The sequence below is a fragment of the Microbulbifer maximicatervae (SeqCode) genome (assembly GCF_052468095.1).
Genome location: NZ_CP174332.1, coordinates 4,780,297 through 4,805,545, shown reverse-complemented (window position 1 = coordinate 4,805,545; position 25,249 = coordinate 4,780,297). Strand labels below are relative to the sequence as shown.

Below are 25,249 nucleotides of genomic sequence, written 5' to 3'. Positions count from 1 at the left end.
AGCTTAAATGCTTCCGCGGATAAAAACAGCGAGTACGGCTGCAACCATTAATACCGCAAAACATACCCTGATTATTCGCGCCTGCCTGGGTTTATGAAAAACCGGCCTCAGGCTTCCTCCTAAGCACAACCAGATAAAATCCACCGCAGCGGCTACCAGTAAACAGACCAAGCCTGTGGCTAAATAGCTCAGGCCACTCTCTTCAATCGGTAGTAAGAATTGGGAGAATATGGCGAGAAAAGCAGCATAGGCCTTGGGATTCAATAAGTTAAAAATAAACCCATCCAGCAGCGACGGAGGCTGAGCCGTCGACGATTCGCCCTGCTCCAGTACCGGGGCCGTGGCAATTTTGATCGCGATATAGCCAATATATAAGGCACCGCAAAGCTGAACCGCCAAGCGCGCTTCTGGCCAGGCTGCCAGTAGTGCGGCGATGCCGGCGGTTGCCCCGACAATGGCGACACTCAGGCCAAGCAGGATGCCGATAAGGAAACCGCCGCTTTTTCTCACTCCAAATGTCGCTCCCGATGCGGCCAGGGCAAGTGGTGCTGGACCAGGGGAGCCGAGCAATAGAGCGGTTGCTGCAATTAGTGAAAAGAGTGCTTCTAACATATTTTTTGGCTCTACTTCCCGCCTGCAACGTCAATAAATGAACCGGTAGTAAAGGTGGATTCATCACCGAGTAGCCAAGCCACAGCTTTAGCCACTTCCTCTGCTCGTCCCCCACGCTTGAGTGGAATCGCAGACTTTACTCGCTCAATTCTGTCTGCTTCGCCACCATCAGCGTGCATTTCTGTATAAATAAAGCCAGGCCTAACACCATTTACGCGAATCCCTTCATCGGCAACTTCCTGGCTGAGCCCGATGGTCAGCGTATCGACAACGCCCTTACTCGCTGCATAGTCGATGTACTCGTTAGGTGATCCCGAACGGCTGGCAGCAGAGGAAATATTCACGATGGTTCCTCCAGTGCCCCCATTTTTGATAGACATTCTTTTGATTGCTTCCCGGCAGCAGAGCAGGGTGCCGGTGATGTTGGTACGCAGGATTTCATTGATGCGCTCAGCGTCCATCGTTTCGACGCGCATTTGCGGTTTAATGATTGCCGCGTTGTTAACCAGGCAGCTAATTGGGCCTAGTTGCTCGTCGACCATATTGAATAGCTGAACAATATCTTTCTCTGAGGATATATCGGCGCGAACGGCTATTGCTAAAACACCAAAAGATCGAAGTTCGACGATCAGTTCTTCCGCTTGCTGCTTGCGCTGCCGGTAGCTAATGGCAATCTGGTACCCCCTGTGGGCAAGTAATTTGGCTGTCGCGGCACCAATGCCCCGGTTGCCGCCAGTGATCAAGGCAACTTTTTTATTCATATTGATTGGTCACTCTTTAAACGGGATATTGCGCAGGAAAATAATAGAGACTTATTGAAAGGCTATTTTCTTCCAATAAAAATGCTGCAGAAAAGAGCCTGCGATATCATTCAATATCGGGCGGGATCAGCTTTTGCATTGCGGAAATATCCGCAGCGGATTATACCGGGTGAAAACCGTTTACAGGCTGGGGACCTTTGATATGTCTGTAAACGGTTTTGATCTGGCTGGATCGGGGGCTAGTAGAGCTGAGGACCACCGTCTCCGTACTCTGAATCATTTTGTAGACTCAACTCGCCAGCGGCACTATTTAAGTACTCGGCATCGGATTCGGATTTGAGCTTAATCATCAGGCGCAAATCGTTGGCGGAGTCGGCGTGGGAGAGGGCATCCTCATAGGTAATTTCTCCCCCATCGTAGAGCTCGTAGAGTGCCTGGTCGAAGGTCTGCATTCCCTGCTCACCAGAGCGCTTCATCAACTCTTTGATCTTATCCACTTCGCCTTTGCGGATCAGGTCCGACATCAGTGGGGTATTGATCATGATCTCAAGGCAGGCACGGCGGCCATCGCCATCGGGAGTCGGTACCAGCTGCTGGGCCACCATCGCCTTCAGGTTGAGGGACAGGTCCATAAACAACTGTTTGTGGCGGTCTGCCGGGAAAAAGTGAATGATCCGGTCGAGGGCCTGGTTGGCATTGTTGGCGTGGAGGGTGCACAGACACAAATGGCCGGTCTCGGCGAAAGCGATGGCGTGGTCCATGGTTTCGCGGGAGCGTACCTCACCGATCAGAATAACATCTGGTGCCTGACGCAGAGTGTTTTTCAGGGCTACATCGAAAGACTCGGTATCCAGGCCCACTTCGCGCTGGGTCACAATACAGCCGCGATGCTGGTGGATAAATTCGATCGGGTCCTCAATGGTGATGATATGGCCCTTGGTGTTCTCATTGCGGTGGCCGATCATGGAGGCGAGGGATGTGGACTTACCGGTACCGGTGGCGCCCACAAAAATAATCAGCCCGCGTTTGGTCATGGCCAGGTCTTTGAGTACATCGGGTAGTCCGAGTCCATCGATAGTGGGGATTTTGGTTTCGATGCGACGCAGCACCATACCCACCAGATTGCGCTGGAAGAAGGCCGATACCCGGAAACGCCCCACGTTGCGCACTGCAATCGCGAAGTTCAATTCCTTTTGCTCGGCAAACTCGCGCCGCTGTTTCTCGTTCATGGTTCCCACCACCAGCTCACGCGCCTTCTCTGGCGTGAGCGCGGTGCTGCTACAGGGCACCACTCGGCCGTGCAGTTTGATGGAGGGCGGGACGCCCGCCGTGATAAATAAATCCGAAGCGCCCTTCTCTACAACCAGTTGTAGAAGTCTTTCAATATCCATGGTGTTTACCGCGTTTTATCTCGACTTTTCTTCCCCAGATTGGGGGCGGGTTTTGGCCGTTTAGAAGTTCTCCGGCATCTTGGCTTTCTCGCGAGCCACTTCGCGACTGATAATGCGGCGTGCCACCAGGTCTTCCAGACATTGGTCCATGGTCTGCATGCCGACGCTGGCTCCGGTCTGGATGGCCGAGTACATCTGCGCGATTTTGTCTTCGCGGATCAGGTTACGGATGGCTGGGGTACCACGCATAATTTCGTGGGCAGCAACCCGGCCACCGCCGTTTTTCTTCATTAGCGTCTGGGAGATAACGGCCTGTAGGGATTCCGACAGCATTGAACGCACCATGGCTTTCTCCTGCGCCGGGAATACATCCACCACACGGTCAATGGTTTTGGCGGCGGAAGTGGTGTGCAGGGTGCCGAATACCAAGTGACCGGTCTCTGCCGCAGTCAGCGCCAGGCGAATGGTCTCCAGGTCCCGCATCTCACCCACGAGAATGATATCCGGGTCTTCACGCAGTGCGGAGCGCAGCGCTTCGGCAAAGCCGTGGGTATCCCGGTGCACTTCACGCTGGTTCACCAGGCATTTCTTGGATTCGTGCACAAATTCGATCGGGTCCTCAATGGTGAGGATATGCTCATATTTGTTGTCGTTGATGTAGTCCATCATCGCCGCCAGGGTGGTGGACTTACCGGAACCCGTGGGCCCGGTTACCAGCACCAAGCCACGGGGAGTATCCGAAATCTGCTTGAACACCTGACCCATTCCCAGGTCTTCCATAGTGAGAACCTTGGAGGGAATGGTCCGGAATACGGCGCCGGCACCCCGGTTGTGGTTAAAGGCGTTTACACGAAAGCGGGCGACACCGGGGACTTCAAAAGAGAAGTCTGTTTCCAGTAGTTCTTCGTAATCCTTGCGCTGCTTATCGTTCATGATCTCGTAGATGAGGCCGTGTACCTGCTTGTGCTCCATTGAGGGCAGGTTGATACGGCGTACGTCGCCGTCGACACGGATCATCGGCGGCAGGCCCGCCGAGAGGTGTAAGTCCGAGGCGTTTTGCTTGGCGCTAAAGGCGAGGAGTTCAGTGATATCCATACTGCTACCTTATGGTTCTTGTTTGGGCTCAGGTAAAATCGCCGCTCAAATCGGTAAGGGCATCAGTATATGCGCAAAGAGACAATCGTCGAAAACCTGAATGCAGTAGGTGAGCGGATTGTGACATGCTGCAACAACTGCGATCGCAACCCCGCAGAAATTACCCTGTTGGCGGTTTCCAAAACACGACCGGCGGAAGACCTGCGGATTGCTTTTGCTGCTGGCCAGCATCACTTTGGCGAAAATTATTTACAGGAAGCCCTGCAAAAACAGGATGCCCTGTCCGACCTGGATATTCACTGGCATTTTATTGGGCCGCTTCAATCGAACAAAAGCCGCGCTGTGGCAGAGCGATTCCAATGGATGCACACGGTGGATCGCTTAAAAATCGCCCAACGTCTATCAGCACAGCGTCCCAGTAATATGGCACCACTCAATATCTGCTTGCAGGTGAATATCGATGGCGAGCAGAGCAAGTCTGGCATAGCTCCACAGGATTTGGTGGCTCTGGCGCGTGAAGTGATGACATTGCCGGGGCTGTGCCTGCGTGGCTTGATGGCAATTCCCGCTGCTCGTGACAATGTATTTGAGCAGGAAAAACCGTTTATCCAGTTGGCAGGGTTGCTGCAAAGCCTTCGCGAAGCATTTCCCGAGCAGGCCCTGGATACTCTATCCATGGGGATGTCTAAAGATATGGAGGCTGCTATTGCCTGCGGTGCCACTATTGTGCGTATTGGCACAGATATTTTTGGGGCACGAAACTATTCTGCATGACAGAATTAGTACGCAAGTAGACTTTCTTGGGATATGGGATGACAAAATCTGGGACTGTAGATGTATTGCTGCTGCTTTTATCAGTGAGCGCAGTTCTATCTTTGTCTGTAACGAATAGTGTGCTGGTGACCTGGGTGGCGCTTGAGTGGTTGGCTTTTATCTGCCTACTCGCATTTATATCTCCCAAAACCTCATTGGTTACCGGCTTTTTGAATTCGGCTGTTACCGGGATATTCGGGGATAAGAGCCGTTATTGGCTTTGGATATTGGCGATTGTTCTTAACTTGATTGCGATTGTGGAAACATTTCCCTTTCTGTTTAGCTAATCAGGGGTTCCTTACATAGTTCAGTTATTAAAAGAAAACGGCCCTAAAGGCCGTTTTCTTTCTCTGGGAACAAATAATTATTGTTAATTCAAGCTGAGCTGCTTTTTTTGATCTTCACTCAGCAGGTGTTGGGCAAAAAAGAGCGCTGTTGCCTGGGTAAAGGCATCACTGTTCTCTTTCTTGCGGTAACCGTGCCCTTCATTGAGTGCGTTCATATACCAGACTTGATTGCCATTCTCGCGAAGTGCAGCCACGATTTGCTCAGCTTCGGTAACAGGTACCCGAGGGTCATTTTGTCCCTGCACTACGAACATTGGCACCTGGATCTTGTCCACATTGTTGTTGGGGCTGATTTTTTCCAGGAAAGCGCGCATCTGCGGATCCCGCTCATCGCCGTATTCGATTCGACGAAGGTCGCGACGATAGCTCTTGGTATTGGTGAGGAAGGTGACAAAGTTAGAGATGCCGACGATATCCACTGCTGCTTTTAAATGATCGGAATAGTAAACACTACTGGCCAGCACCATATAACCACCGTAGCTGCCGCCAAACACAGCAACGCGTTCCGGATCCAGATCAGGCTGGGTAGCGATCCAATCTAGCAGAGCACCGATATCCCTAACTGAGTCCTCGCGCTTGTAGCCGTTATCCATGGCTAGGTAGCTCTTACCATAACCAGCGGACCCGCGTACATTTGGAGCAATTACAGCTACGCCAAGTTTTTCTAGCCACATCTGGTTGTGCTGGAAAACATGGGGCGGTACTGTCCTTCAGGGCCGCCGTGGATCGAAATAACTACAGGTACGGATCCTTTGGCATTGCGCGGCTTATAGACGAATGCGGGAATTTCACGCGACTTTCCATCCACCTCGTCGAAAGTTGGATAGTGCACCAGTTCTGGTTCGACAAAGCTTTCGCTGTCGAGACCACCGACTTCACTAAATGTCCATCGGGTAAGGTCACCACTGGATAGCGGGCGGCGGCCAAGATCCATTACGAAGGAATCGGAGGGGGTTTTAGGTGTGTTTAGGGTTAGGGCCAGCTTATCACCTTCGGGGTTAAATTCTATTCCACCGACAAGACCGATCGGCAGCGAGTCGACCTTGCGGTAGCGGTCATTGCGTGGATCGTATAGATAGAGGGTGGACATACCATTTTCGTTAGCGACAAAAGCACCGCGGCGACCGTCTTTACTGAGGATAAAGCTGCTGATATCCCAGGGGATATCGGAGGTAATTATCTTTTCATCGCCACTTTCCAGGTCTTTGCGGATCAGTTGGGTAAATTCGCGCCCTTTGTCAGAGATGATATAAACCGAGCGATTGTCATAATTGAAACCCGCTGGGAAATTGCGGGTTTCAGCCTCTTCATCGCTCGTACCGGCGAGTAGTGAGACTTCGCCGCTGCCGAGATCCAGCAAATGGACATTAGATCGAGTAGAGGAGATATATTGCATGACCAAAATTTGGCTGCCGGATTGTGAGAAATCACTGGGGCCCCACTAACTGCCATCCTCAGATTTAAGGATCAAGCGGTCTTCTTTTTTGTCACCGTCGAAAGTGGTTAGCCATATATCATTGGCCCTGCCATCTCGGCGAGTACTCTGGTAAGCGATAGCTGAGCCCTGCTTATTCCAGAGAATACTGCCATTGCGAGACTCACCATCGGTAATCATCTCGCTAGTGCCACTTTCTGCATCAAACAGGAAAATCTGGGCGTATTCATTGCCGCCGGCATCCATGGTGAATGCCAGTTGGCGATGCTCCGGGCGCGTAGAGATGCCGCCTATCGGCTCTTCGAAAAAAGTTAGTTGTCGGCGAGCGCCACCAGCATTCTCTACCTTGTGTAATTGAGAAACTTCGCCGAAGCGGGTACTGACAAAGATACCGTTACCGTCAAGGTCCCAGCCCCGGAAGCTAGCTGAGCGTACGTTTTGATAGCGATTGAGCTCATTGATGATAGTTTGGAGAATGTTTGGCACATCTTCGAGTACCAATTGGCCGTTGTTTAGCGTGCGAGTTTCTACTGCACCAGCAGCATTGGTCGCAGTGATCAGTGCTGCTATAAGCAGTGAACGCCATCCTTTTTGCATACTGTCCTCCGTTAGGAGCCACTTGGTATGGCTCTCTTGTTATTTGAATCTGGCGGCCACATATTAGCGGAGTGCCCCGAACGGGGAAAACGACAGAATTTTTGCAACCGCCCAAGGTGATATGAGTGAGTACAGCGAACCCTAAGATGGTTTTTATTGGTGGCGCCGGCAATATGGCGGGGGCAGTGATCGGTGGTTTGGTGGCCTCCGGTTATCCGGCGGACCGGATCACTGCTACAGGCCGTGATCGGGACAAGCTCAATGCTTTTGCCGAGAGCCACGGGGTAGTTGTTAGTGACGATAATGTTGCCGCTATTGTCGATGCTGATGTAATTGTGCTGTCGGTGAAACCGCAGATTATGCGAGAACTTTGTGAGGGGCTGAAACCCCATTTGGTGGATCGCTCGCCCTTGATTATCACTTTTGCTGCGGGAATTCCGCTCGCGGCTTACCACCGTTGGATGGGAATGCACCTCCCTATTGTCAGGGCTATGCCTAACACCCCGGCCCTGGTGCAAACCGGAGTTACCGGTCTCTATGCCGATAGCAAGGTTACGGGTGAACAGAAGGAACTTGCCGGGCGCATTGTCGATGCGGTAGGTATCTCCTACTGGGTTGAGGAAGAGCGCGGCATCGATCAGGTGATTGCGGTAGCGGGATCGGCACCGGCTTACTTTTTCCAGTTTATGGAGGCCATGATTGATGCGGCTTCCGCTGGTGGTCTTGCCCGTGCGGATGCGGAGCGCCTTGTGTTGCAAACTGCCCTGGGCGCCGCCAAACTGGCGGTCGCCAGCGATGTTGACGTCGCCCAGTTGAAGCGCAATGTGATGTCACCAGGTGGAACCACTGAGCGCGCTGTTCAACGGTTCGAGCAGGGTGGGTTGCCGCAATTAGTGGCCGATGCCATGCGCGATTGCGAGGAGCGGGCGACAGAAATGGCAAAGGAATTGGATCGGTAACAGGTTCCGATCCAATTGGGTAGGTGCAGCAGTGGCTGCTGAAAATCTTTTTGTTTAGGGTTTATCCATGGTCAATACCTTCAGCGATATCGGCGTTTATGTCGTGGGCATACTGGGCATTTTGTTCCTTTTCGCCGTGTTATTGCGTTTCCTATTGCAGTTGGGCCGTGCGGATTTTTACAACCCCATATCTCAGGGAGTTGTGAAGGTCACCAACCCTTTGCTGCTGCCGCTGCGCAAAGTGGTGCCAGGACTTTTTGGCGTCGATATGGCCTCAGTAGTGCTGGCATTGATAGTCGGTTGGGCGATGATTATGGCTTGCGCCATGATTGCAGGTTACGGCCTGGTTAACCCCCTCAGTGCCCTGCTGTGGTCGTTGATCGGCTGTGTTTCCACTGTGATAGCGATGGTGTTTGTCGGCTTATTGGTCTCCATCGTTGCCAGCTGGATTGCGCCGAATAGCGGCCATCCAATTTTAATTTTACTGCACCAACTCCTGGAGCCATTTTGCGGACCTGTGCGACGCTTGATTCCGCCGTTGGGGGTGATTGATATCAGCCCGATATTTGTCTTTATCCTGCTCACTGTGATTAACAGGCTGCTTATTGGTTTTGCCCAAATGGCCAACATGCCGGCTTTCGTGTACAGCCTGTTTTGGCATATCCCCGGCTTTTAACCGGACTCTAATCACCCCAAAATATCCCCTGCATCTTTCAAGCCCCGCCCTCTGGGGCTTGCGCAGTTGTTCGAAGGTTTCTTAAATTGTGACCGGCTGAACATTTCTTCACCTGTGCGCACTAGATCGTATTTGGCGCGGTGTTAGACTCTTATACTATCGACTGACGGCTCTTTCTCTTGTCTTAGTAGGGGCCGGTAGTTCCGGGTCTCAATAACAAGAACACCGTGAAATGGAAGACGCACTTTTACGCCGGCATATTTCTGACTACGACCGTTGGAAAAAGAATCTCGATCGCCAGTTTGCCCACTTCAGCCAATGGCTTGAACAGCACTTCTCTAATTCTGCTGGTGCCTGCCAGGTTGTACAGCAGGCCCGTGCCCTACTTGCAGATGATCAGTTCACCCTGGTTTTAGTTGGGGAGTTTTCACGGGGGAAAACTGAACTGCTCAATGCCCTGTTGTCGCAAACTTACGGACAGCGTCTACTGCCCTCAAGACCGGGGCGCACCACTATGTGTCCCACGGAAATTTTCAGTGATGGCGGCGAGCGCGCCAGTTTGCGGCTGCTTCCGATTGAGACCCTGGCGACGAATACCAGCCTGGAGAGCTTCCGTCGAATTCCGCAAAAGTGGGTAACTCACGAGTTTGATGCCAATGATCCCGAGGCGACCCGAGAGACTTTATTGAAGGTTGCTTCGACCAAGTCAGTAATGCCGGAAGAAGCCGCTCGCTATGGCTTCGATCGGCGCCACTTAGATGGCAAAGGGAATCTAGTTGAGATCCCCGCCTGGCGTTTTGCTTTGATTTGTCTGCCGCACCCATTGCTGGATCAGGGGTTGCGTATTATTGATACCCCGGGACTGAACGCCCTCGGCAATGAGCCGGAGCTCACATTGAGTACACTGCCCGGGGCCCAGGCGGTTGCCTTTCTGCTGGCTGCCGATGCTGGGGTAAGTGGTACCGATATGAGCATGTGGGAAACTCACCTGGCGCCACTGCAAGAGCATCGCGGAACATCCGTGATGGCCCTGCTCAACAAGATGGATGTGCTTTGGGATGATCCGGAGGAGGATGCTGAGCTGCTGCTGCGACGCATGCGCAGTGAAGTGGCCGGCCTCTTGTCTCTGCCTCAGGAAAGTGTTGCCGGAGTCTCTGCAAAAATGGCTCTGTTGGGGCGCCAGCAGCGGGATGCGGATTTGGTGCGAAGCAGCCGCTTCGGTGAGTTTGAAAGGATGCTGGTTCAGCGCCTGTTGGAGCACCGGCATAAAATGGCCGAGCACCGCTCACTGCATCAAGCTCTCACCCTGATGGCTGATACCCGCGATCTACTCAAGCGTCGTTTGAATAGTGGCCGGGCAGCGCTGGCTCACCTGCAGCGCAATAGCGGCAACACCTCAGAGCAATTGGCAGAGTTGGAACAGTTGCAGACGACCGTGCGCGAGCAGCATAAGATTTGTCATCAGGAATTGCTGACGCTCAAATCCAGCCAGAGAATGCTTACACGGCAGAGCACTTCTTTGTTGGCGCCGATATCTAGACAGCAGCTGCAGGCGCTGATTGACGATACCCTGGCTACTCTCAATCGCCGTTGGACGCCCATGGGCATGGCCAGGGCTATCGATACTTTTATGGAAGGGGTAGACCATCAGATGTCTAACCTCGAGCGGGAAGTGGATCAGGCTAATCGCTTGCTCGACGCTGTATTTGAGCGCTCCAGCTTGAAGAAAGTCGATGATGCTGAGCAGTATTTTACTATCCGCAAATTTCGCTTCGCGTTGCGTGGACTGCATCGCCAGGCCGCTCAGCTGAGGCGATCTCCGCAGTTGTTATTGGCGCGCCGCAGCCGTCTCAGCGAGCGCTTTATTACCACGCTTGCCAGTGAAGTGGGTCGGCTGTACGACGATATGGGTAACAAAGCGGAGAATTGGTTAGAGCAGGCTCTTGAGCCTCTTAAACAGCATGCGCAATATCAGAAACAATTACTCAATCGCCATTTGATTAAGCTCACCGAGTTGAAACAGAAAACTCGCAGTCGTCGCACGGATCTTCGAACTCTCGAGGATGAGGTTCAGCGCAATGATAAGGCGCTGGTGGCGTTAGAGGATTTACTGCGGCACAACAGCTCTGCACCACAGCCGGTTGCGCCGGCGCCTCGCGCGCACAATGTAACCCCCTTGAAGGCCTCCCATACCACCTGAATTGGGTGCTAATTGATATTGGTTCTGACTGGCATTTGTTATAAGTTGCAGTGATCTTATTCACTGACTGCTTCGGCAATTTGCCAGGCAGCACCTATCAACCTGACAGATACAGTGCCTTGTCAACGGAAAATCCTATCGCTTCTGCGGAAGCCCAAACCGCCACTACCGGTGACCCAGGCGCCGTGGGCCTTGTTGAGCCAAAAAGCCATCACTTTAGTGAACCGCTGGAACTGGCCTGTGGCCGAGTGCTGAAAAATTACACTCTGGTTTATGAGACTTACGGTGAACTCAATAGGGAAAAGACTAACGCAGTTCTGATCTGTCATGCTCTGTCTGGGCATCATCACGCTGCGGGGCGACACAGTATCGATGATAAGCGTCCGGGGTGGTGGGACCACTATATCGGTCCGGGTAAGCCGATAGATACTAATCATTTCTTCGTGGTGTCCGTTAATAATCTCGGCGGTTGCCACGGATCTACCGGCCCCGTATCCATCAACCCGGATACCGGTACTACCTGGGGGCCGGATTTTCCATCACTGCGTGTCCGCGACTGGGTCCACAGCCAAGCGCGCCTGGCGGATATGCTAGGCATTCGAAAGTGGGCGGCGGTTGTTGGCGGCAGTCTCGGTGGAATGCAGGCGATGCGCTGGTCACTGGAATACCCTGAGCGCCTGCGTAACTGTGTGGTGATTGCCTCTGCTATGAAGTTATCTGCGCAGAATATCGCGTTTAATGAGACCGCACGCCAGGCGATAACATCCGATCCGGACTTTTGTGATGGGCACTACCTCCAACAGGATAAGTTACCCCGTAGAGGCCTAGCCGTTGCGCGTATGATCGGGCATATCACTTATCTGTCTGACGATGGGTTGGGACGCAAGTTTGGTCGAGAATTGCGCAGTGGCAGCTTTCAACAGGGGTCGGATGAAGAGGTGGAGTTTCAGATACAAAGTTATCTGCGCTACCAGGGAGCCAGTTTTTCCACCACCTTCGATCCCAATACTTACATTCTGATGACTCGAGCGCTGGATTTCTTCGACTTAGCTCGGGAATACGGGGATGACCCGGTAGAGGCCTTCTCCCATGCCAAGTGCCGGTTTTTATTGGTGTCATTTACTTCTGATTGGCGCTTTGCGCCGGAGCGCTCGAGGGAAATCGCCGATGCCCTGATGCACGCGGATATTCCAGTTAGCTATGCCGAAGTAGAGTCAGCAATGGGACACGATGCCTTCCTGCTGCCCAATGGTCGTTATGAAGGTGTATTTCGTGCCTATATGCAGAGAGTTGCGGCAGAAATTGCTGAGGAGGTGTACTGATGCGGATAGATTTGGATGTGATCCAGGAATGGATCGCTCCCAACAGCCGGGTTCTCGACCTCGGCTGTGGCGATGGTGCACTGCTCGATCAGCTGGGGAGAAATAAAAATGTGAAAGGCTATGGCCTGGAGATTGATCCCGAGCAAATAGAGCGATGTGTGGCCCGTGGGGTCAATGTTGTCGAGCAAAATCTGAATACAGGGCTGGGAAATTTTGCTGATGGCAGCTTTGATGCTGTGGTGATGACCCAGGCACTGCAAACCTTGAGTCAGCCTCATTTAGTGGTAGAGGAAATGCTCCGGGTTGGGCGGGATTGCATTATTACGTTTCCCAATTTTGGGCAGTGGAAGGCCCGCTGGCACCTCGCATTCTCCGGGCGCATGCCAGTATCGGACTTATTGCCATACGAATGGTATGACACTCCCAATATTCACTTTTGTACTTTTACAGACTTTGAGGTGTTATGCCGAGAAAACGGCTGGGCGATTCTGCATCGGCAAGTGGTTTCTGAGTCCATGGTTGGGCGAGCATTCAAAGACTTTTTACCAAATTTGTTTGGTGAGACAGCCATCTATCACCTAACTCGCTAAACTAAGATTTGCGCCAGCTCTTTTGTGGAGGACTTTGGCGCGATAAATAGATCGAGAAAGGCACTCCTGAGGGGGCCTGACTGGAATTGACCACCAAACCTGCCGGGAGAGGTGGCGCCTATAACAACTGGAGGTGGAGCGTGAAACGCATCCTTACCCTGGCTGCTTCTGTGGCCTTGCTATTTTTATCTGTCGGCGCTGCCGCGCAAGAAGCGCGTACGATTAAGAACTACGCTGATTTTGGCGACTATCGAGTAGTCTATTCAGTGTTCAATAGCGATTTTATCCAGCCGGATATCGCCCGTCAGTACCAGTTGGCTCGAGCAAAAGATCGGGCCTATGTAAATGTCTCTGTCGTCAAGAAAGAGGGCGGAACTCATGGCCTCAGCGCTGAGATGTCTGGTACAGCTACCAACCTGATCCAGCAGTCAAGACCACTTAAGTTCAAAGAAATTCGGGAAGGGGATGCTGTTTACTATCTCGCGCCCCTGCGTTTTGAGGATGAGGAAACCCTTACTTTTAACGTAGATATCAAGCTGCCCAATGGTAAAAGTGAGACGATCACTTTCCGTCGCAGACTGAACCGATAGATATCTGCCAAGGTTCCACTGACTGAGAGCTGGTCGAAACCCCTTCTTTAAGATTCACCGCGGGCCGAGGCCCGCTTTTTGTTTGAAGCAATATGGTAAATAAAATTGTTCTTGCCAGCGGTAATGCCGGCAAACTTCGCGAGTTTTCACAGCTGTTCGCCTCATGGGATATACAGGTTCTTCCTCAATCTGAATTTGGGGTAAGTGACGCTGATGAGACCGGATTGAGCTTTATTGAGAATGCTTTGATTAAGGCCCGCCACGCCAGCCGTATCAGTGGCCTGCCGGCATTAGCCGATGACTCCGGGCTGTCGGTAGATGCATTGAGTGGTGCGCCGGGAATTTACTCTGCACGCTACTCAGGTGCCGGGGCGACTGATGAAAAAAACAATGCGAAGTTATTGGAGGCCATGGTTGACGTTGAATCTAAGCATCGCACTGCCAGTTTCCACTGCGCGCTGGCTTTTGTGCGGCAATGGGATGACCCGGTGCCTTTGGTATCTAGTGCAAAGTGGAGCGGGACAATTTTGCGGGAGCCGGCGGGAGAGCAGGGTTTTGGTTATGACCCGCTGTTCTTTGTTGAATCTGAGGGAATGACCTCCGCTGAACTGCCGAGAGACTTGAAGAATCGACTGAGCCACAGGGCCCAGGCTATGTCTCAATTTGAGCTTTTATGGCAGCAAAATATGCAGGGTGCCGACCTTGCCTGATCAGATTGCTGAATTACAGCTGCCACCACTGAGCCTTTATATCCATATCCCCTGGTGTGTGCGCAAATGTCCCTACTGTGATTTCAACTCCCACCAGGCTGATAGAGACCGGGCTAATTCGGACTACGCCCTACCGGAATCCGAGTATGTGGCGCAGTTGCGCCTGGATCTGATCAGCCAGTTGCCCTGGGTGCAGGGGCGAAAATTGCAGTCCATCTTCTTTGGTGGTGGTACGCCGAGCCTGTTCTCCCCCCAAGCAATAGGGCAGATCCTGGAGGCTGCTGAGCAGGTAGTGGGCTTTGCTGAGGGGATCGAGATAACCCTGGAGGCCAACCCCGGAACTTTTGAACAAGCCAAGTTCACTGGCTATCGATCTGCCGGAGTTAATCGCCTTTCTATTGGAGTGCAAAGCTTCGATTCCAATCAGCTACAACAGTTGGGACGTATTCACAGCGGAGAAGAGGCCGAAGGTGCCCTGGCGATGGCGCGTCGTGCGGGCTTTGACAATATTAACCTCGATCTGATGCACGGATTGCCTAATCAGACCGAGGTGGAAGCCCTTGGCGATTTGCGCCGAGCAATTTCCTTGGCTCCAGAGCATATTTCCTGGTACCAATTAACGATTGAGCCAAATACTGCATTCTACAGTGCGCCACCAGTCACCCCCGGCTCCCAGCTGATAGCCAGTATGCAGGGCAGTGGACGCGAACTACTGGCGTCCGAGGGCTATCGTCGTTACGAGGTGTCGGCTTATAGCAAACCCGAACTTGAATCCCGCCATAATATTAATTATTGGTCATTCGGAGATTATCTGGGGATTGGTGCCGGTGCTCATGGCAAGGTAACCCTAGCTGAAACTGGGCAAATTCTGCGCAGTCGTCGCACACGCACTCCGAGGGACTACTTGTCTATCGCCAGGCAACATCCCGAGCTGCTGCATAGTGCCTTGTCTGAACCCCATACTGACAGGGTTGAGAATGAGGATTTGCCACTGGAGTTTCTTATGAATGCCCTTCGCCTGGCGGATGGTGTTCCCAGTGATACTTTCACCCGCTACACCGGATTGCCGATGTCCGAGCTGCAAAAACAATGGCCTACCCTGATGGCAATGGAGCTTGTAGAGTGTCTGGATAAGCGGATTGCTGCCACGGCTTTTGGCTTTGACTATATCGATGAGATTTTGCAGCGCTTCCTGGAGCAGGCGTAAGTCTGTGGCAGGAAAGACTTGAAATCCCATTTTGCGCCCCAATTTTGAGGGCAATGGTGCATCGCAGCTGTATAACCACCGCTGTGACCGTGAGAAGATGCGTTGGCGGTGCCCACGCATCGAGTAACTAAAGAACAGGAATGCAATATGAGCGAGCACTCAATCGTCAACGTATCTGACGCTGAATTCGAAGCAGAAGTTCTCAAAGCTGAAGGCCCGGTGTTGGTAGATTTTTGGGCACAGTGGTGCGGTCCGTGCAAGATGATCGCTCCAGTGCTGGAAGACCTGGCAGGCCACTACGGCGATAAGTTGAAGATCGTAAAAGTAGACGTTGATGCGAATAAAGAGAGCCCGGCCAAATACAATGTCCGTGGTATCCCCACGCTGCTGCTGTTCAAAGGCGGTAATGTCGAAGGTACTAAAGTCGGAGCACTGTCCCGCGCGCAGCTGACTGAGTTTATCGACGGTCAGCTGTAAGACTGTCGTTTCCATCCTGCAAAGGGGGTAAATTTCTTTGCAGGATTGGAAACACCCGTTATACTGGCTGTAATTCTGAAATAGTTCAGCGGTCTTGAATTAAATGAGACGAGCTGACAAAACGCCCCTCCACAGGGTCCCTGACCATCCCCGGCGCGTATACTCCTCGAGTTGAACTTGTTCTGATAATGCTCCATAAATTGATTATGGAGAGCAAAAGTTTACTGAGTACTGTGGTCTTGGTAGGAAAAGGTACCTAGGTGTATCGGGTAAATAAACGAGCTAATCTCTAATATCAAACCCCTCCTCAAAATTTCAGGCGTGTCCGCGCCATATGACAACAGAAACATTAATAAGCAATTGGTATGAATCTCTCCGAATTAAAAACCAAACCCATTGAAGAGTTGATTGAAATAGCCAAAGGCATGGGCCTTGAAAACCTGGCCCGTTCGCGCAAGCAGGATATTATTTTCAATATCCTCAAGCGCCACGCCAAAAGCGGTGAAGATATTTATGGCGACGGCGTATTAGAAATCCTTCAAGATGGTTTTGGATTTTTGCGTTCTGCTGACTCCTCTTATCTTGCGGGACCGGATGATATATATGTATCTCCAAGTCAGATTCGCCGATTTAATTTACGTACGGGTGACTCAATTTCCGGAAAGATTCGCCCACCGAAAGAAGGTGAAAGATATTTTGCCTTATTAAAAGTTAACGAAATTAATTTTGACAAACCAGAAAACGCACGTAACAAAATTCTTTTCGAAAACCTCACTCCTCTATTCCCCAACGATCGCCTCACCCTCGAGTGCGGAAACGGCTCCTCCGAAGACCTGATTGGTCGTATTATTGATCTTGTAGCTCCAATCGGGAAAGGCCAGCGCGGCTTGATTGTTGCGCCGCCGAAGGCCGGTAAAACGATTATGTTGCAAAATATGGCACAGGCCATTACGCGCAATAATCCAGAGTGCCATTTGATCGTACTGCTGATTGACGAGCGTCCTGAGGAAGTGACAGAAATGCAGCGCTCCGTGCGCGGTGAAGTTGTTGCCTCTACTTTTGATGAGCCGCCGGCACGTCACGTACAAGTTGCGGAAATGGTAATTGAAAAAGCCAAGCGCCTGGTTGAGCACAAGAAAGATGTGGTGATCTTGCTCGACTCTATCACCCGCCTGGCTCGCGCTTACAACACAACAGTTCCTAGCTCCGGTAAAGTATTAACCGGTGGTGTTGATGCTCACGCCTTAGAGCGCCCGAAGCGCTTCTTTGGGGCAGCGCGAAATATTGAAGAAGGCGGAAGTCTGTCTATTATTGCTACTGCACTTATCGATACCGGCTCGAAAATGGACGAAGTGATTTTCGAGGAATTTAAAGGTACCGGTAATATGGAATTGCAGCTGGATCGCAAAATTGCTGAAAAACGCGTATATCCGGCCATTAATGTGCGCAGATCCGGCACTCGCCGGGAAGAGCTGTTAATGCCTGAGGGCGAGCTGCAGCGAGTGTGGATTTTGCGTAAGCTGTTACACGATATGGAAGATGTTGCATCGACTGAATTCCTAGTGGATAAATTGAAAGATTTCAAGACAAATGACGAATTCTTCCTATCCATGAAACGGAAATAATTTTTGTATATAAAGTAGCGCCTAAAAAGGCGCTCTTTATTTATTAGGAGCAGAATAAGACGATTAATTGCGTCTATTACTGTTGAAAAGGCGAGCCATTAGGCATATAAAGTTCCACATTGTGGCGCTTGATATGGATTTTAGGCAACGCGCCTTACTGAATTGGCCCAGGGGTTTATTTCTCCGCAAAGGGCCAATCTCAAATGGTTAATCTGGTGGAGCTGGTTATCCATTTGTGACTGCACGACAGCCCACACACCTAGTGAGAACCTTTTGTGAATATCTATATTGGAAATCTGGCCTACGCGGTAACCTCTGACGACCTGCACGAAGCTTTTGGTGCATTCGGAGAGATCTCTCGGGCTACTGTTATCACCGACCGTGAGACTGGCCGCTCTAAAGGCTTCGGTTTCGTAGAAATGCCTAACGACGATGAAGCGCGCAAAGCTATCGAAGAGATGAACGACCAACCGCTGTCTGGCCGTAACATCCGCGTTAACGAAGCTAAGCCTCGCGAAGATCGTCCGCGTCGCCCCCGCTTCTAAGCTGTAAAAAGCTTATTATTTCCGCGGCTCGCAGCCTAGGCTTGCGAGCCGCGACTCCCTCCCGCCTCTCTCTTCATTCCAATTGGTGTGTTGTTACCCATCCTGCGCCTTCTGTTTTACACTGCGCTCTGGTTTATAGTCACGCCTTGTTAGCCCATGAAATATAAAGATCTACGCGACTTTATTAAGTTGCTGGAAAAGCGCGGTCTACTAAAACGAATCAAGCACCCTGTTGACCCCATTTTGGAAATGACAGAAATTTCCGATCGCGTATTGCGAGCTGAGGGGCCTGCATTGTTGTTTGAGAACCCGGTAGGCTTTGAGACCCCAGTTCTTGCCAATCTTTTCGGAACACCAGAGCGAGTCGCCCTGGGGATGGGAAGAGAGAGTGTTGCCGAACTGCGTGAAGTGGGAGAACTGCTGGCTTTCCTCAAGGAGCCGCAGCCACCGGAAAATCTCCGCGATGCCTGGGAGAAGTTGCCGGTCTTTAAGCAGGTCCTGAATATGGGGCCAAAAGTCGTAAAGGGTGCAGTTTGCCAACAGATAGTCCTTGAGAGGGATCAGGTTGATCTGCATCAGCTGCCAATCCAAACCTGCTGGCCGGGAGATGCCGCTCCGCTGGTCACTTGGCCCTTAGTAATTACCCGAGGGCCTGAGAAGAAACGGCAAAATCTGGGCATATACCGGATGCAATTAATCGGAAAGAACCGCCTAATTATGCGTTGGCTCAGTCATCGCGGGGGGGCGCTGGATTATCGGGACTGGTGCAAGAAGCATCCCGGTGAACCCTATCCGGTAGCTGTTGCCCTGGGTGCCGATCCCGCCACAATTCTGGGGGCCGTTACCCCAGTGCCGGATACTTTGTCTGAGTATGCCTTTGCCGGCCTGCTGCGGGGGGATAAGACAGAAGTGACCGATGCCTTACTCAGTGATCTTCAGGTGCCTGCCAGTGCCGAATATGTTCTGGAAGGGTTTATCTATCCCAATGATATGGCTGATGAGGGTCCCTATGGGGACCACACCGGTTACTATAACGAAGTGGACAGCTTCCCTGTGTTTACGGTAGAGAAGGTTACGCACCGTAAAAACCCCATTTACCACAGCACCTATACCGGGCGCCCACCGGATGAACCTGCGATTTTAGGCGAGGCTTTAAACGAGGTTTTTGTGCCAATCCTACAAAAGCAATTTCCTGAAATTGTCGACTTCTATTTGCCGCCGGAGGGATGCTCTTACCGTCTCGCTGTGGTCACTATGAAGAAGCAGTATGCGGGTCATGCCAAGCGGGTAATGATGGGTGTCTGGTCTTTCCTGCGTCAGTTTATGTACACCAAGTTTGTTATTGTCGCTGACGAAGACGTCAATGCCAGGGATTGGAAAGATGTAATCTGGGCGATGACCACGCGTATGGACCCGGCGCGGGATACGGTGATGGTAGAAAATACTCCGATTGATTATTTGGATTTTGCTTCTCCGGTCTCCGGTTTAGGCTCAAAAATAGGTTTTGATGCGACAAATAAATGGGAAGGTGAAACTAGTCGTGAGTGGGGTGTACCTATTGAGCGCGACCCGAATGTGGTTAAAAAGATTGATGAAATATGGTCTAAATTGGGTCTCGAATAAGCACGGCGTTATATTCTCAGTACTCCCGTCCGAATAAGCGCCTCTGGTGGCGCTCAGTACAGTGACCGCTTAGCGGTCACTCTTTATTTTTCCTCTTTCTCTACATATATAATTTTTATTGCTGGCGTCGCAGTTAGGTATGGGCTCGACCGTGGCTCTGAATTAACTATAAGGAATGCTTTAATGAGGAGAATTTATTTAGTACGCCTGATAGAGATAGTTGTTTTCGTATTTTGGTATTAGTACCAAGTGAGCAGGAATAAAATACTGGAAATAATAATATCGAAGAGTTTATATCTGTAGTTATTTGGTATGCAGCCATACCTTGAATAGCCATTGCCAGAATAAAAGTGTGGGGGCTAATCCGAGCGTATTTGTCGCCATTTATTTTTGAATTGGAAATTAAATATAATTTATGTTCTTGATGAGCAGAGATATGGATATTATGTCGGCCAATGCGATGAAGCGTATTGCTATTCGTATCATGAAAATATAAAAAAACAACTGTGGAATAACCACTCCTGAAATTTCTATTTTGAGGGGGCTTGTTGTGTATTTTTCTAAGGTTGGACGGGAATATGATAGGAAATTTATCAAAACTAGTAGTTCTATTTTTGGGGATAGCAATATTTCAGCCTGTGATTGCCAGCCAGGATAATGATGCAGAGGCAATTTTTGAGAAGATCAAAGGGCTAGCTGGAGAGTGGAGAGAGGACGGGACGGAAAATGACGATTTTGTTATTAGTTTTACTGATACAGCTGGGGGAAGTGTGGTACTGGAAAGTTGGCTCTATAACGGGCACCAACATTCCCTGACGGCCTACCACTTGGATAACGACAATTTAATAGTGACGCACTATTGCCCCCAGGGTAATCAGCCCAGGTTAAGCTGGCAAAAAAATAGTGCTGAAGATACTTTGGCATTCTCTTTCAAGGATGCAACTAATTTTACTTTGGACAGTAAGAGTCGTCTGGATAGCCTCACTTTTACTTGGTTAGGTAACGGCAAGTTACAACGGGAAGAGACTTACTTGAAGAACGGGGAGCAGTTACCCTCATCCTTGACTCTGGTACGTAAATAAGCTGCCAAATCGTTATTAACTGATAGTTTAGATGTATTATTTCTCAAAGCTGGAGAGAAATTCGCGCCAGCTTTTTTATTTGTGAACTTTATTGTGGTTTTGGTTTATATAAGTATGATTCGCGACTGAATTTGCATGCTGCTGCCAGTTTATTGGCATGGGGTGACAGTGCAGGCTGTGCCCGGGTTGTGTTTTTGCTTATGGCGACATGCTGCATTGAAAACAAGTGGATATCTAATTCCTGGGGTTGGGAAACGGTAGAAGTTGGAAGTGAGTAAATAACTAAAATTAAATGGAGAGGTAACAAATGGAATTAATTATTTTTGTAATTATTATGGTGGCAGTTCTTGTTCTGCCTCTGAAGTTGGCAGCTGCTATGTTGGGGGCGAAAAATACGGGTGTTTTTTATTGTCTTTTCGCTTTGCTGTTGGCCCTAATTATTCAAAGAATTGTTGGCGGCATGTTGCCGGGGGTGACGGATAGCGCTGGGATTTTAATGACAATTCCCCTGGCTGCTATTGCCTATATGCTGGTACTTGGTACGGGTTTTTTAAAGGCTATTCTAATCGCCCTTTTACAAGGGGTAATTACTTATTTTGCCATGCTACTCTTTGTGGGATTGCCCTGGGCTGTTTAAAAACGAAATAAATTCTCGTAGAAAATCTGCAAGCGGCGACTTATTGAATGTTAAATCGCCATTTGCACTATCATTGATTACTAATAGTTTCCTTGCGTACAAGCTATAACTTTCTGAAAAATGGACGCTCTACACATCAGTCTCTGTGCCAATGATGTGTTTCCTAGATAGGGTTTCTACTGGGCAGTCTGTAGGTCCTACTTTCCAATAGGAGCCGCAAGAAATTTACTTAAAACATCAATATAAGTTGGAAAGGCTTCGAACTGGGGTAAATGTCCAACCCCCTCCATCTCAACTAATTCGGCTTTGGGGATTTCTGCTGCTGTACGCTTGCCTAATTGATCGTACCGGCCTAATTTTTCTTGTACAGCTTCAGGCGCACGGGCGCGGCCAATAGCTGTTCGATCTCGGGTACCTATAATCAGTAGGGTGGGCACCTTGATATTGGCAAACTCATAAAGTACCGGTTGAGTGAATACCATTTCGGAGGTTAGGGCATCCACGGTTGCCATATGAGCCGCATCGGGTCCCAGGGTCCAGCCAGCTTGAATATCCAGTAGCGGGTTATATTCTTCGCGCCACTGCTCAGAAAAGTAGGCTTTACTCATGTAGCGTTTGATAGATTCTGGAGTTTGTTTTTTCTCGCGAGCAATGGCTTTGTCCAAAGGTTCATAGGGAACCCATCGCTTCCAGTCTTCAAGGCCTATAGGATTTACAAGTGCTAACTTTTTGACTCGCTCCGGGTACATCAGGGTAAACCGGGTAGCCAGCATACCTCCCATAGAGTGCCCAACTACAATAACCTCTCTTATTTTCAATTTATCCAATAAAACCTTGGTATTGTTGCTAAGCCCCTGAAAAGTATATTGGGTAAGCGGTTTACTGGATTTTCCGAAACCGATCTGGTCAGGTGCTATAACCCGGTACCCTAGCTGACTGAGTTGGGAGATAGTCTCCTTCCAGTAGGCCGCCGAAAAATTCTTTCCGTGCAACAGGAGTACCGTTCCTCTTGCATTTTTACCCTCTACAGGCGGTACATCCATAAAGGTCATTGCCAGTGGCTGCCCCTGTTGTTCGAAATGAAAGTGATGAACTGGATAGGGATATTCGTAATCAGTTAAGGCTTTATCTTGAGGCGTTATTGAATATTCAGCAGATGCATGGCCGGTAAAAAACACACTGGCGGTAAAAAGTAAGGCAACTATGTAGCGCACAAAGAGGGTCACAGCCGTGTCCTTATTGGTAAACGGGAGTTCACTATAGGCGCAATTGGGGGGTAGCTGAAAGGCCCGTCGGCCTTTCAGGGGGGATGACTCAGGCGTGTGCGCCCAGTAGGGGAGTGCCTTGGCTGGGCATAGGCAACTGGGGCAAGTCCTTGACTGCTTGTAGCAAACCTTCCTCATAGAGTTTTGCTGCTTTGTCTTTTTCCCCAAGGGATTGAAATAGGCGAGCCAGTTCAGCGGAGGTAGCGGGGTCTTGGCGCAACAACAGGCTTTTCTCAAAATATTGCTGAGCTTTGCCCCAAAGTTCATTGCGCATTGAGAGGCGCCCGAGACAGGTTAGCAATGCAGCACTTTCCCCATACTCTTTCAGCCAGCCTTCAGCTGCAGATATTTGTGCCGCAGGGGCGGCCCCCACCAGGCAGCCGTAGAGTTCGGCAAGCTTGGGGTCCCAAGCTCGATTGAGTAGCCAGCGCAAATGCTTCTCTGCCTCTGTATCTTCGCCAATCCGATGCAGTTGCTGTGCATAGAGACTGCGCAGGGCTTCGTTGCGTTGCCAGCGGCCACTCAGGCTTTGCCAGGTATCGTGTAATTTATCGATATCTTTGCGATTAGCTGCTTCGGTCAGCTGATGTTGATACACCTTGAGTTCAAGCTGGTGCAGCTCAGCTTCGGGCATGTTCGCATGTTTCTCCAGCTCGGGCAGTAATGCGCGAAGACGGCTCCAGTCACCCAGAAGGTAATAAGCCTGCTTGAGAAGTTGTAACAGGGCAGGATGTTTCGGCTCGAGCTGCTTGGCGCGCTCCAGGCTGGCAATACACTGCTCGTAATGTTTATCGAGGAGCTGCATACGAGCTTGGCTTAGGGCTACAGCCAGGCGGGTATCTTCACCACAGGCCTCCGCCTTGGCGAGTAATTCATTGGCCTCCTCACGAAAGCCCAGCTCAAAGGCGCTGCGCGCTGCCGCCAAATAATTGATCAGCGGGGCTTCAGATCGAGGGGCGCTCTTCAGCAGCTGACGACGGGCCCGGGACCAGTTGCCCTCCATAAATTCCACCAAGCCGCTGGTCAGGCGTCGGCGCGCTACACGCTGGCGACCAAATCTCAGCCGGTCGACACTACCTCGGAATCCGCGAAAGATACTGCGAGCCAGCCAAATGGCAAAGAAGAGGATAATTAGAGCTGCTGCCAGCGAGAAAATTGCGAACCAGAGGTTCATCTCGTAGCCTTTATTCAGCTCACCGCCAATACCGATTACCAGGTAGCCGGGATAATTGTTAATAGCCTCCGGTAGAAAAGCGCCGAGCAGCAGTAGTACCAGAGCGGTGAAGAACAGTTTTTTCACTGGCTCTCCTCCTGTTGCGAGGCAGTTGGTGTGGTGGTGCCGGATGTTTTGTGTAAACGCTCAATATAATTGCGCAGGGCAAGCTGGGAGGCGCTGAGGTCAGGCATTTCGACCTGGATACGTTGTTTGCTAAGTTCCGTTAGTTGTTGGGCCAGCGCATCGCGCTGCGGACTGGCAGTGCCATAACTGAGTAGTAGCGACCGCGCACTATCCAGAGCGTCCCTGTAAACCGTGGTATCGCCGCGAAGCAATGCCAGTTGGGCCTGCTCCATATAAAGGCGCAGAGTCTGGCGAAAGCGAGCTTCACTCTGAGGGGACAGCATTACCGGGTTGATGTCTCCATCAATGGGGCGCACCGATTCGCGCATGAAGCGGGTGAAGTTGTGCCACTCCCGCTTCCACAGGGGGGCACTCTCCTCAATGCTGGGCTGCTCTTCACTGGGTTGTTCTGCCGAAGCCATATCGAATTGTGGTTGGATATTTGTGCGGATTAGCTGTTCTTCCAAGGCGCTGAGACGGAGGTATAAACCCTGGCGATCGATGTTTTGGACCAGCTTCAGTGAGGTGATATCACGGGCAAGCTGTTGGCGTACCCCGTACAGATCCGGTAAGTCCACATTGCGCAATATCTCGTCCACGCGTTCGACCAGCCCCAGCGCAGCGCGACTATCGTCTTCGAGAAGCAGGCGCTGGTTGGCTAGACGCAACAGATAATCTGCCTCAGCCAATTGCCAATCGTCGCGGCTTACATTTCCCAGCTGACCCAAGCGGTTTCCCTGTGCGGTGACACTGCGCTGCATGGAAGCCAGTTGCTGCTGCAGTTGGGCGATAGTGCGATTTTGTCGCTCCAGTTGATTACGTAAATTGGCATCGGCCTGCTCCAGCTGATTGAACTCCCCGGAATAATCGGGGGTTTGGGGTTCAGTTGGGGCAGGGGTAGCAGCTGGGGTTTCCGAAGTGGTATTGGAGGTCGGCGCTTGGGTGGTGTTTTCAGCGGCAACCGGCACTTCCGTTGCAGGGGTAATAGTGGTGGTGCTCTCCGGGGCTGCCGTTTTTCCGGGTAGATAGTTGAGGTAAGCGCCAAGGTGTTCGCGCAGCTGAGGAGAGTTGAACCAGGCCAGTGAGGCCACAGCAATCAAAATGAGGATGAACAGTAGCCACCACCACAGCCCATTGGATCTACTGGCCGCAGCACCGCCGCTGGCTTTACCAGTAGAGGCTTTTTCCTCTGAGGCTTTGGCGAAATTACTTTTGCCTTTTACAGGCTTTGTGTTTTCCGGGGGCTCATTGGTCGCGGCTATATTTTGATCTTTTTTATCGGTCATGGGTATGGCGGCGCAGGTGGAAAATGTCGTCAGATTATAACGAGTGGCGCGAGCCTTAATAGCGG

At 51.0% G+C, this 25,249-nt stretch carries 26 protein-coding genes; 16 read left to right on the top strand and 10 right to left on the bottom strand.

What is annotated here, in order from left to right; genetic code table 11:
* Positions 1 to 3 precede the first annotated feature (3 nt).
* The 4 genes from ACJJIL_RS21270 to ACJJIL_RS21255 all read right to left on the bottom strand — a co-directional run bounded on the left by ACJJIL_RS21270 (position 4) and on the right by ACJJIL_RS21255 (position 3,859).
* A complete protein-coding gene (locus tag ACJJIL_RS21270; RefSeq protein ID WP_413664051.1) occupies positions 4 to 612 on the bottom strand; it encodes a LysE family translocator in 609 nt (202 codons plus the stop codon).
* A gap of 11 nt (positions 613 to 623) precedes the next feature.
* Positions 624 to 1,373 (bottom strand): SDR family oxidoreductase, encoded by a 750-nt coding sequence (locus ACJJIL_RS21265; protein ID WP_445360701.1) that lies wholly within the window; start codon positions 1,371 to 1,373, stop codon positions 624 to 626.
* 239 nt (positions 1,374 to 1,612) lie between these two features.
* Complete coding sequence (locus ACJJIL_RS21260) at positions 1,613 to 2,764, bottom strand: PilT/PilU family type 4a pilus ATPase (RefSeq protein ID WP_108731394.1); 1,152 nt, start codon at positions 2,762 to 2,764, stop codon at positions 1,613 to 1,615.
* 60 nt (positions 2,765 to 2,824) lie between these two features.
* The gene (locus tag ACJJIL_RS21255; protein WP_108731395.1) at positions 2,825 to 3,859 is read right to left on the bottom strand and encodes a type IV pilus twitching motility protein PilT; all 1,035 of its coding nucleotides are present in this window, start codon (positions 3,857 to 3,859) and stop codon (positions 2,825 to 2,827) included.
* Positions 3,860 to 3,928: 69 nt separating this feature from the next.
* On the opposite strand from ACJJIL_RS21255, the gene ACJJIL_RS21250 reads away from it, so the two are divergent.
* Together ACJJIL_RS21250 and ACJJIL_RS21245 are read left to right on the top strand one after the other, a co-directional pair.
* Positions 3,929 to 4,633, top strand: coding sequence for a YggS family pyridoxal phosphate-dependent enzyme (locus ACJJIL_RS21250; RefSeq protein ID WP_445360700.1), 705 nt, complete (start codon positions 3,929 to 3,931; stop codon positions 4,631 to 4,633).
* Positions 4,634 to 4,671: 38 nt separating this feature from the next.
* Positions 4,672 to 4,959 carry a hypothetical protein gene (locus tag ACJJIL_RS21245; RefSeq protein ID WP_445360699.1) on the top strand — a complete coding sequence of 96 codons (288 nt, stop codon included), beginning with the start codon at positions 4,672 to 4,674 and terminating at the stop codon, positions 4,957 to 4,959.
* A gap of 83 nt (positions 4,960 to 5,042) precedes the next feature.
* Here ACJJIL_RS21245 and ACJJIL_RS21240 read toward each other — a convergent pair whose 3' ends face one another.
* The 3 genes from ACJJIL_RS21240 to ACJJIL_RS21230 are packed head-to-tail and all read right to left on the bottom strand — an operon-like array spanning position 5,043 to position 7,051.
* A complete protein-coding gene (locus ACJJIL_RS21240; protein WP_445360698.1) occupies positions 5,043 to 5,693 on the bottom strand; it encodes an alpha/beta hydrolase family protein in 651 nt (216 codons plus the stop codon).
* Positions 5,684 to 6,415 (bottom strand): TolB family protein, encoded by a 732-nt coding sequence (locus tag ACJJIL_RS21235; RefSeq protein WP_445360697.1) that lies wholly within the window; start codon positions 6,413 to 6,415, stop codon positions 5,684 to 5,686. The genes ACJJIL_RS21240 and ACJJIL_RS21235 overlap by 10 nt, the downstream gene beginning before the upstream one ends.
* A 45-nt stretch (positions 6,416 to 6,460) precedes the next feature.
* On the bottom strand, positions 6,461 to 7,051 hold the full coding sequence (locus ACJJIL_RS21230; protein ID WP_445360696.1) for a TolB family protein: 591 nt from the start codon (positions 7,049 to 7,051) through the stop codon (positions 6,461 to 6,463).
* Between the two features lie 125 nt (positions 7,052 to 7,176).
* Between ACJJIL_RS21230 and proC the strand changes: the two genes are divergently transcribed.
* From proC to ACJJIL_RS21160, 14 genes are all read left to right on the top strand, one after another.
* Complete coding sequence (gene proC, locus ACJJIL_RS21225; protein ID WP_445360695.1) at positions 7,177 to 8,010, top strand: pyrroline-5-carboxylate reductase; 834 nt, start codon at positions 7,177 to 7,179, stop codon at positions 8,008 to 8,010.
* A 67-nt stretch (positions 8,011 to 8,077) separates the two neighbouring features.
* Entirely contained in the window at positions 8,078 to 8,686 is a 609-nt protein-coding gene (locus ACJJIL_RS21220) for a YggT family protein (protein WP_413664057.1), read from the top strand.
* Positions 8,687 to 8,918: 232 nt separating this feature from the next.
* Positions 8,919 to 10,886, top strand: a complete 1,968-nt coding sequence (locus tag ACJJIL_RS21215) for a dynamin family protein (RefSeq protein ID WP_445360694.1) — start codon at positions 8,919 to 8,921, stop codon at positions 10,884 to 10,886.
* A gap of 137 nt (positions 10,887 to 11,023) precedes the next feature.
* Positions 11,024 to 12,208, top strand: coding sequence for a homoserine O-succinyltransferase MetX (gene metX / locus ACJJIL_RS21210; RefSeq protein ID WP_445362021.1), 1,185 nt, complete (start codon positions 11,024 to 11,026; stop codon positions 12,206 to 12,208).
* Positions 12,208 to 12,798, top strand: a complete 591-nt coding sequence (metW, locus tag ACJJIL_RS21205) for a methionine biosynthesis protein MetW (protein WP_282930320.1) — start codon at positions 12,208 to 12,210, stop codon at positions 12,796 to 12,798. Before metX ends, metW begins: the two co-directional genes overlap by 1 nt.
* A gap of 140 nt (positions 12,799 to 12,938) precedes the next feature.
* Entirely contained in the window at positions 12,939 to 13,388 is a 450-nt protein-coding gene (locus ACJJIL_RS21200) for a DUF4426 domain-containing protein (protein ID WP_413664060.1), read from the top strand.
* A gap of 92 nt (positions 13,389 to 13,480) precedes the next feature.
* On the top strand, positions 13,481 to 14,098 hold the full coding sequence (rdgB, locus tag ACJJIL_RS21195) for an RdgB/HAM1 family non-canonical purine NTP pyrophosphatase (protein ID WP_444936824.1): 618 nt from the start codon (positions 13,481 to 13,483) through the stop codon (positions 14,096 to 14,098).
* Positions 14,091 to 15,305 (top strand): radical SAM family heme chaperone HemW, encoded by a 1,215-nt coding sequence (gene hemW, locus ACJJIL_RS21190; protein ID WP_445360693.1) that lies wholly within the window; start codon positions 14,091 to 14,093, stop codon positions 15,303 to 15,305. The genes rdgB and hemW overlap by 8 nt, the downstream gene beginning before the upstream one ends.
* Positions 15,306 to 15,452: 147 nt before the next feature.
* A complete protein-coding gene (gene trxA / locus ACJJIL_RS21185) occupies positions 15,453 to 15,782 on the top strand; it encodes a thioredoxin TrxA (protein ID WP_282930316.1) in 330 nt (109 codons plus the stop codon).
* A gap of 365 nt (positions 15,783 to 16,147) precedes the next feature.
* Positions 16,148 to 17,407 (top strand): transcription termination factor Rho, encoded by a 1,260-nt coding sequence (rho, locus tag ACJJIL_RS21180; RefSeq protein WP_108731406.1) that lies wholly within the window; start codon positions 16,148 to 16,150, stop codon positions 17,405 to 17,407.
* A gap of 275 nt (positions 17,408 to 17,682) precedes the next feature.
* Positions 17,683 to 17,952 carry an RNA-binding regulator gene (gene rbp / locus ACJJIL_RS21175; protein ID WP_020413665.1) on the top strand — a complete coding sequence of 90 codons (270 nt, stop codon included), beginning with the start codon at positions 17,683 to 17,685 and terminating at the stop codon, positions 17,950 to 17,952.
* A gap of 156 nt (positions 17,953 to 18,108) precedes the next feature.
* Positions 18,109 to 19,575, top strand: coding sequence for a 4-hydroxy-3-polyprenylbenzoate decarboxylase (gene ubiD / locus ACJJIL_RS21170; protein WP_413664063.1), 1,467 nt, complete (start codon positions 18,109 to 18,111; stop codon positions 19,573 to 19,575).
* A gap of 578 nt (positions 19,576 to 20,153) precedes the next feature.
* Entirely contained in the window at positions 20,154 to 20,657 is a 504-nt protein-coding gene (locus ACJJIL_RS21165; RefSeq protein WP_445360692.1) for a hypothetical protein, read from the top strand.
* A gap of 307 nt (positions 20,658 to 20,964) precedes the next feature.
* On the top strand, positions 20,965 to 21,294 hold the full coding sequence (locus ACJJIL_RS21160) for a hypothetical protein (RefSeq protein ID WP_413664065.1): 330 nt from the start codon (positions 20,965 to 20,967) through the stop codon (positions 21,292 to 21,294).
* A 197-nt stretch (positions 21,295 to 21,491) separates the two neighbouring features.
* On the opposite strand, the gene ACJJIL_RS21155 is transcribed toward ACJJIL_RS21160, so the two are convergent.
* From ACJJIL_RS21155 to ACJJIL_RS21145, 3 genes are all read right to left on the bottom strand, one after another.
* Positions 21,492 to 22,520, bottom strand: coding sequence for an alpha/beta fold hydrolase (locus ACJJIL_RS21155; protein WP_445360691.1), 1,029 nt, complete (start codon positions 22,518 to 22,520; stop codon positions 21,492 to 21,494).
* A gap of 88 nt (positions 22,521 to 22,608) precedes the next feature.
* Complete coding sequence (locus tag ACJJIL_RS21150) at positions 22,609 to 23,859, bottom strand: heme biosynthesis HemY N-terminal domain-containing protein (RefSeq protein ID WP_445360690.1); 1,251 nt, start codon at positions 23,857 to 23,859, stop codon at positions 22,609 to 22,611.
* Positions 23,856 to 25,184 (bottom strand): uroporphyrinogen-III C-methyltransferase, encoded by a 1,329-nt coding sequence (locus ACJJIL_RS21145; protein WP_445355244.1) that lies wholly within the window; start codon positions 25,182 to 25,184, stop codon positions 23,856 to 23,858. Before ACJJIL_RS21145 ends, ACJJIL_RS21150 begins: the two co-directional genes overlap by 4 nt.
* Positions 25,185 to 25,249: the final 65 nt, after the last annotated feature.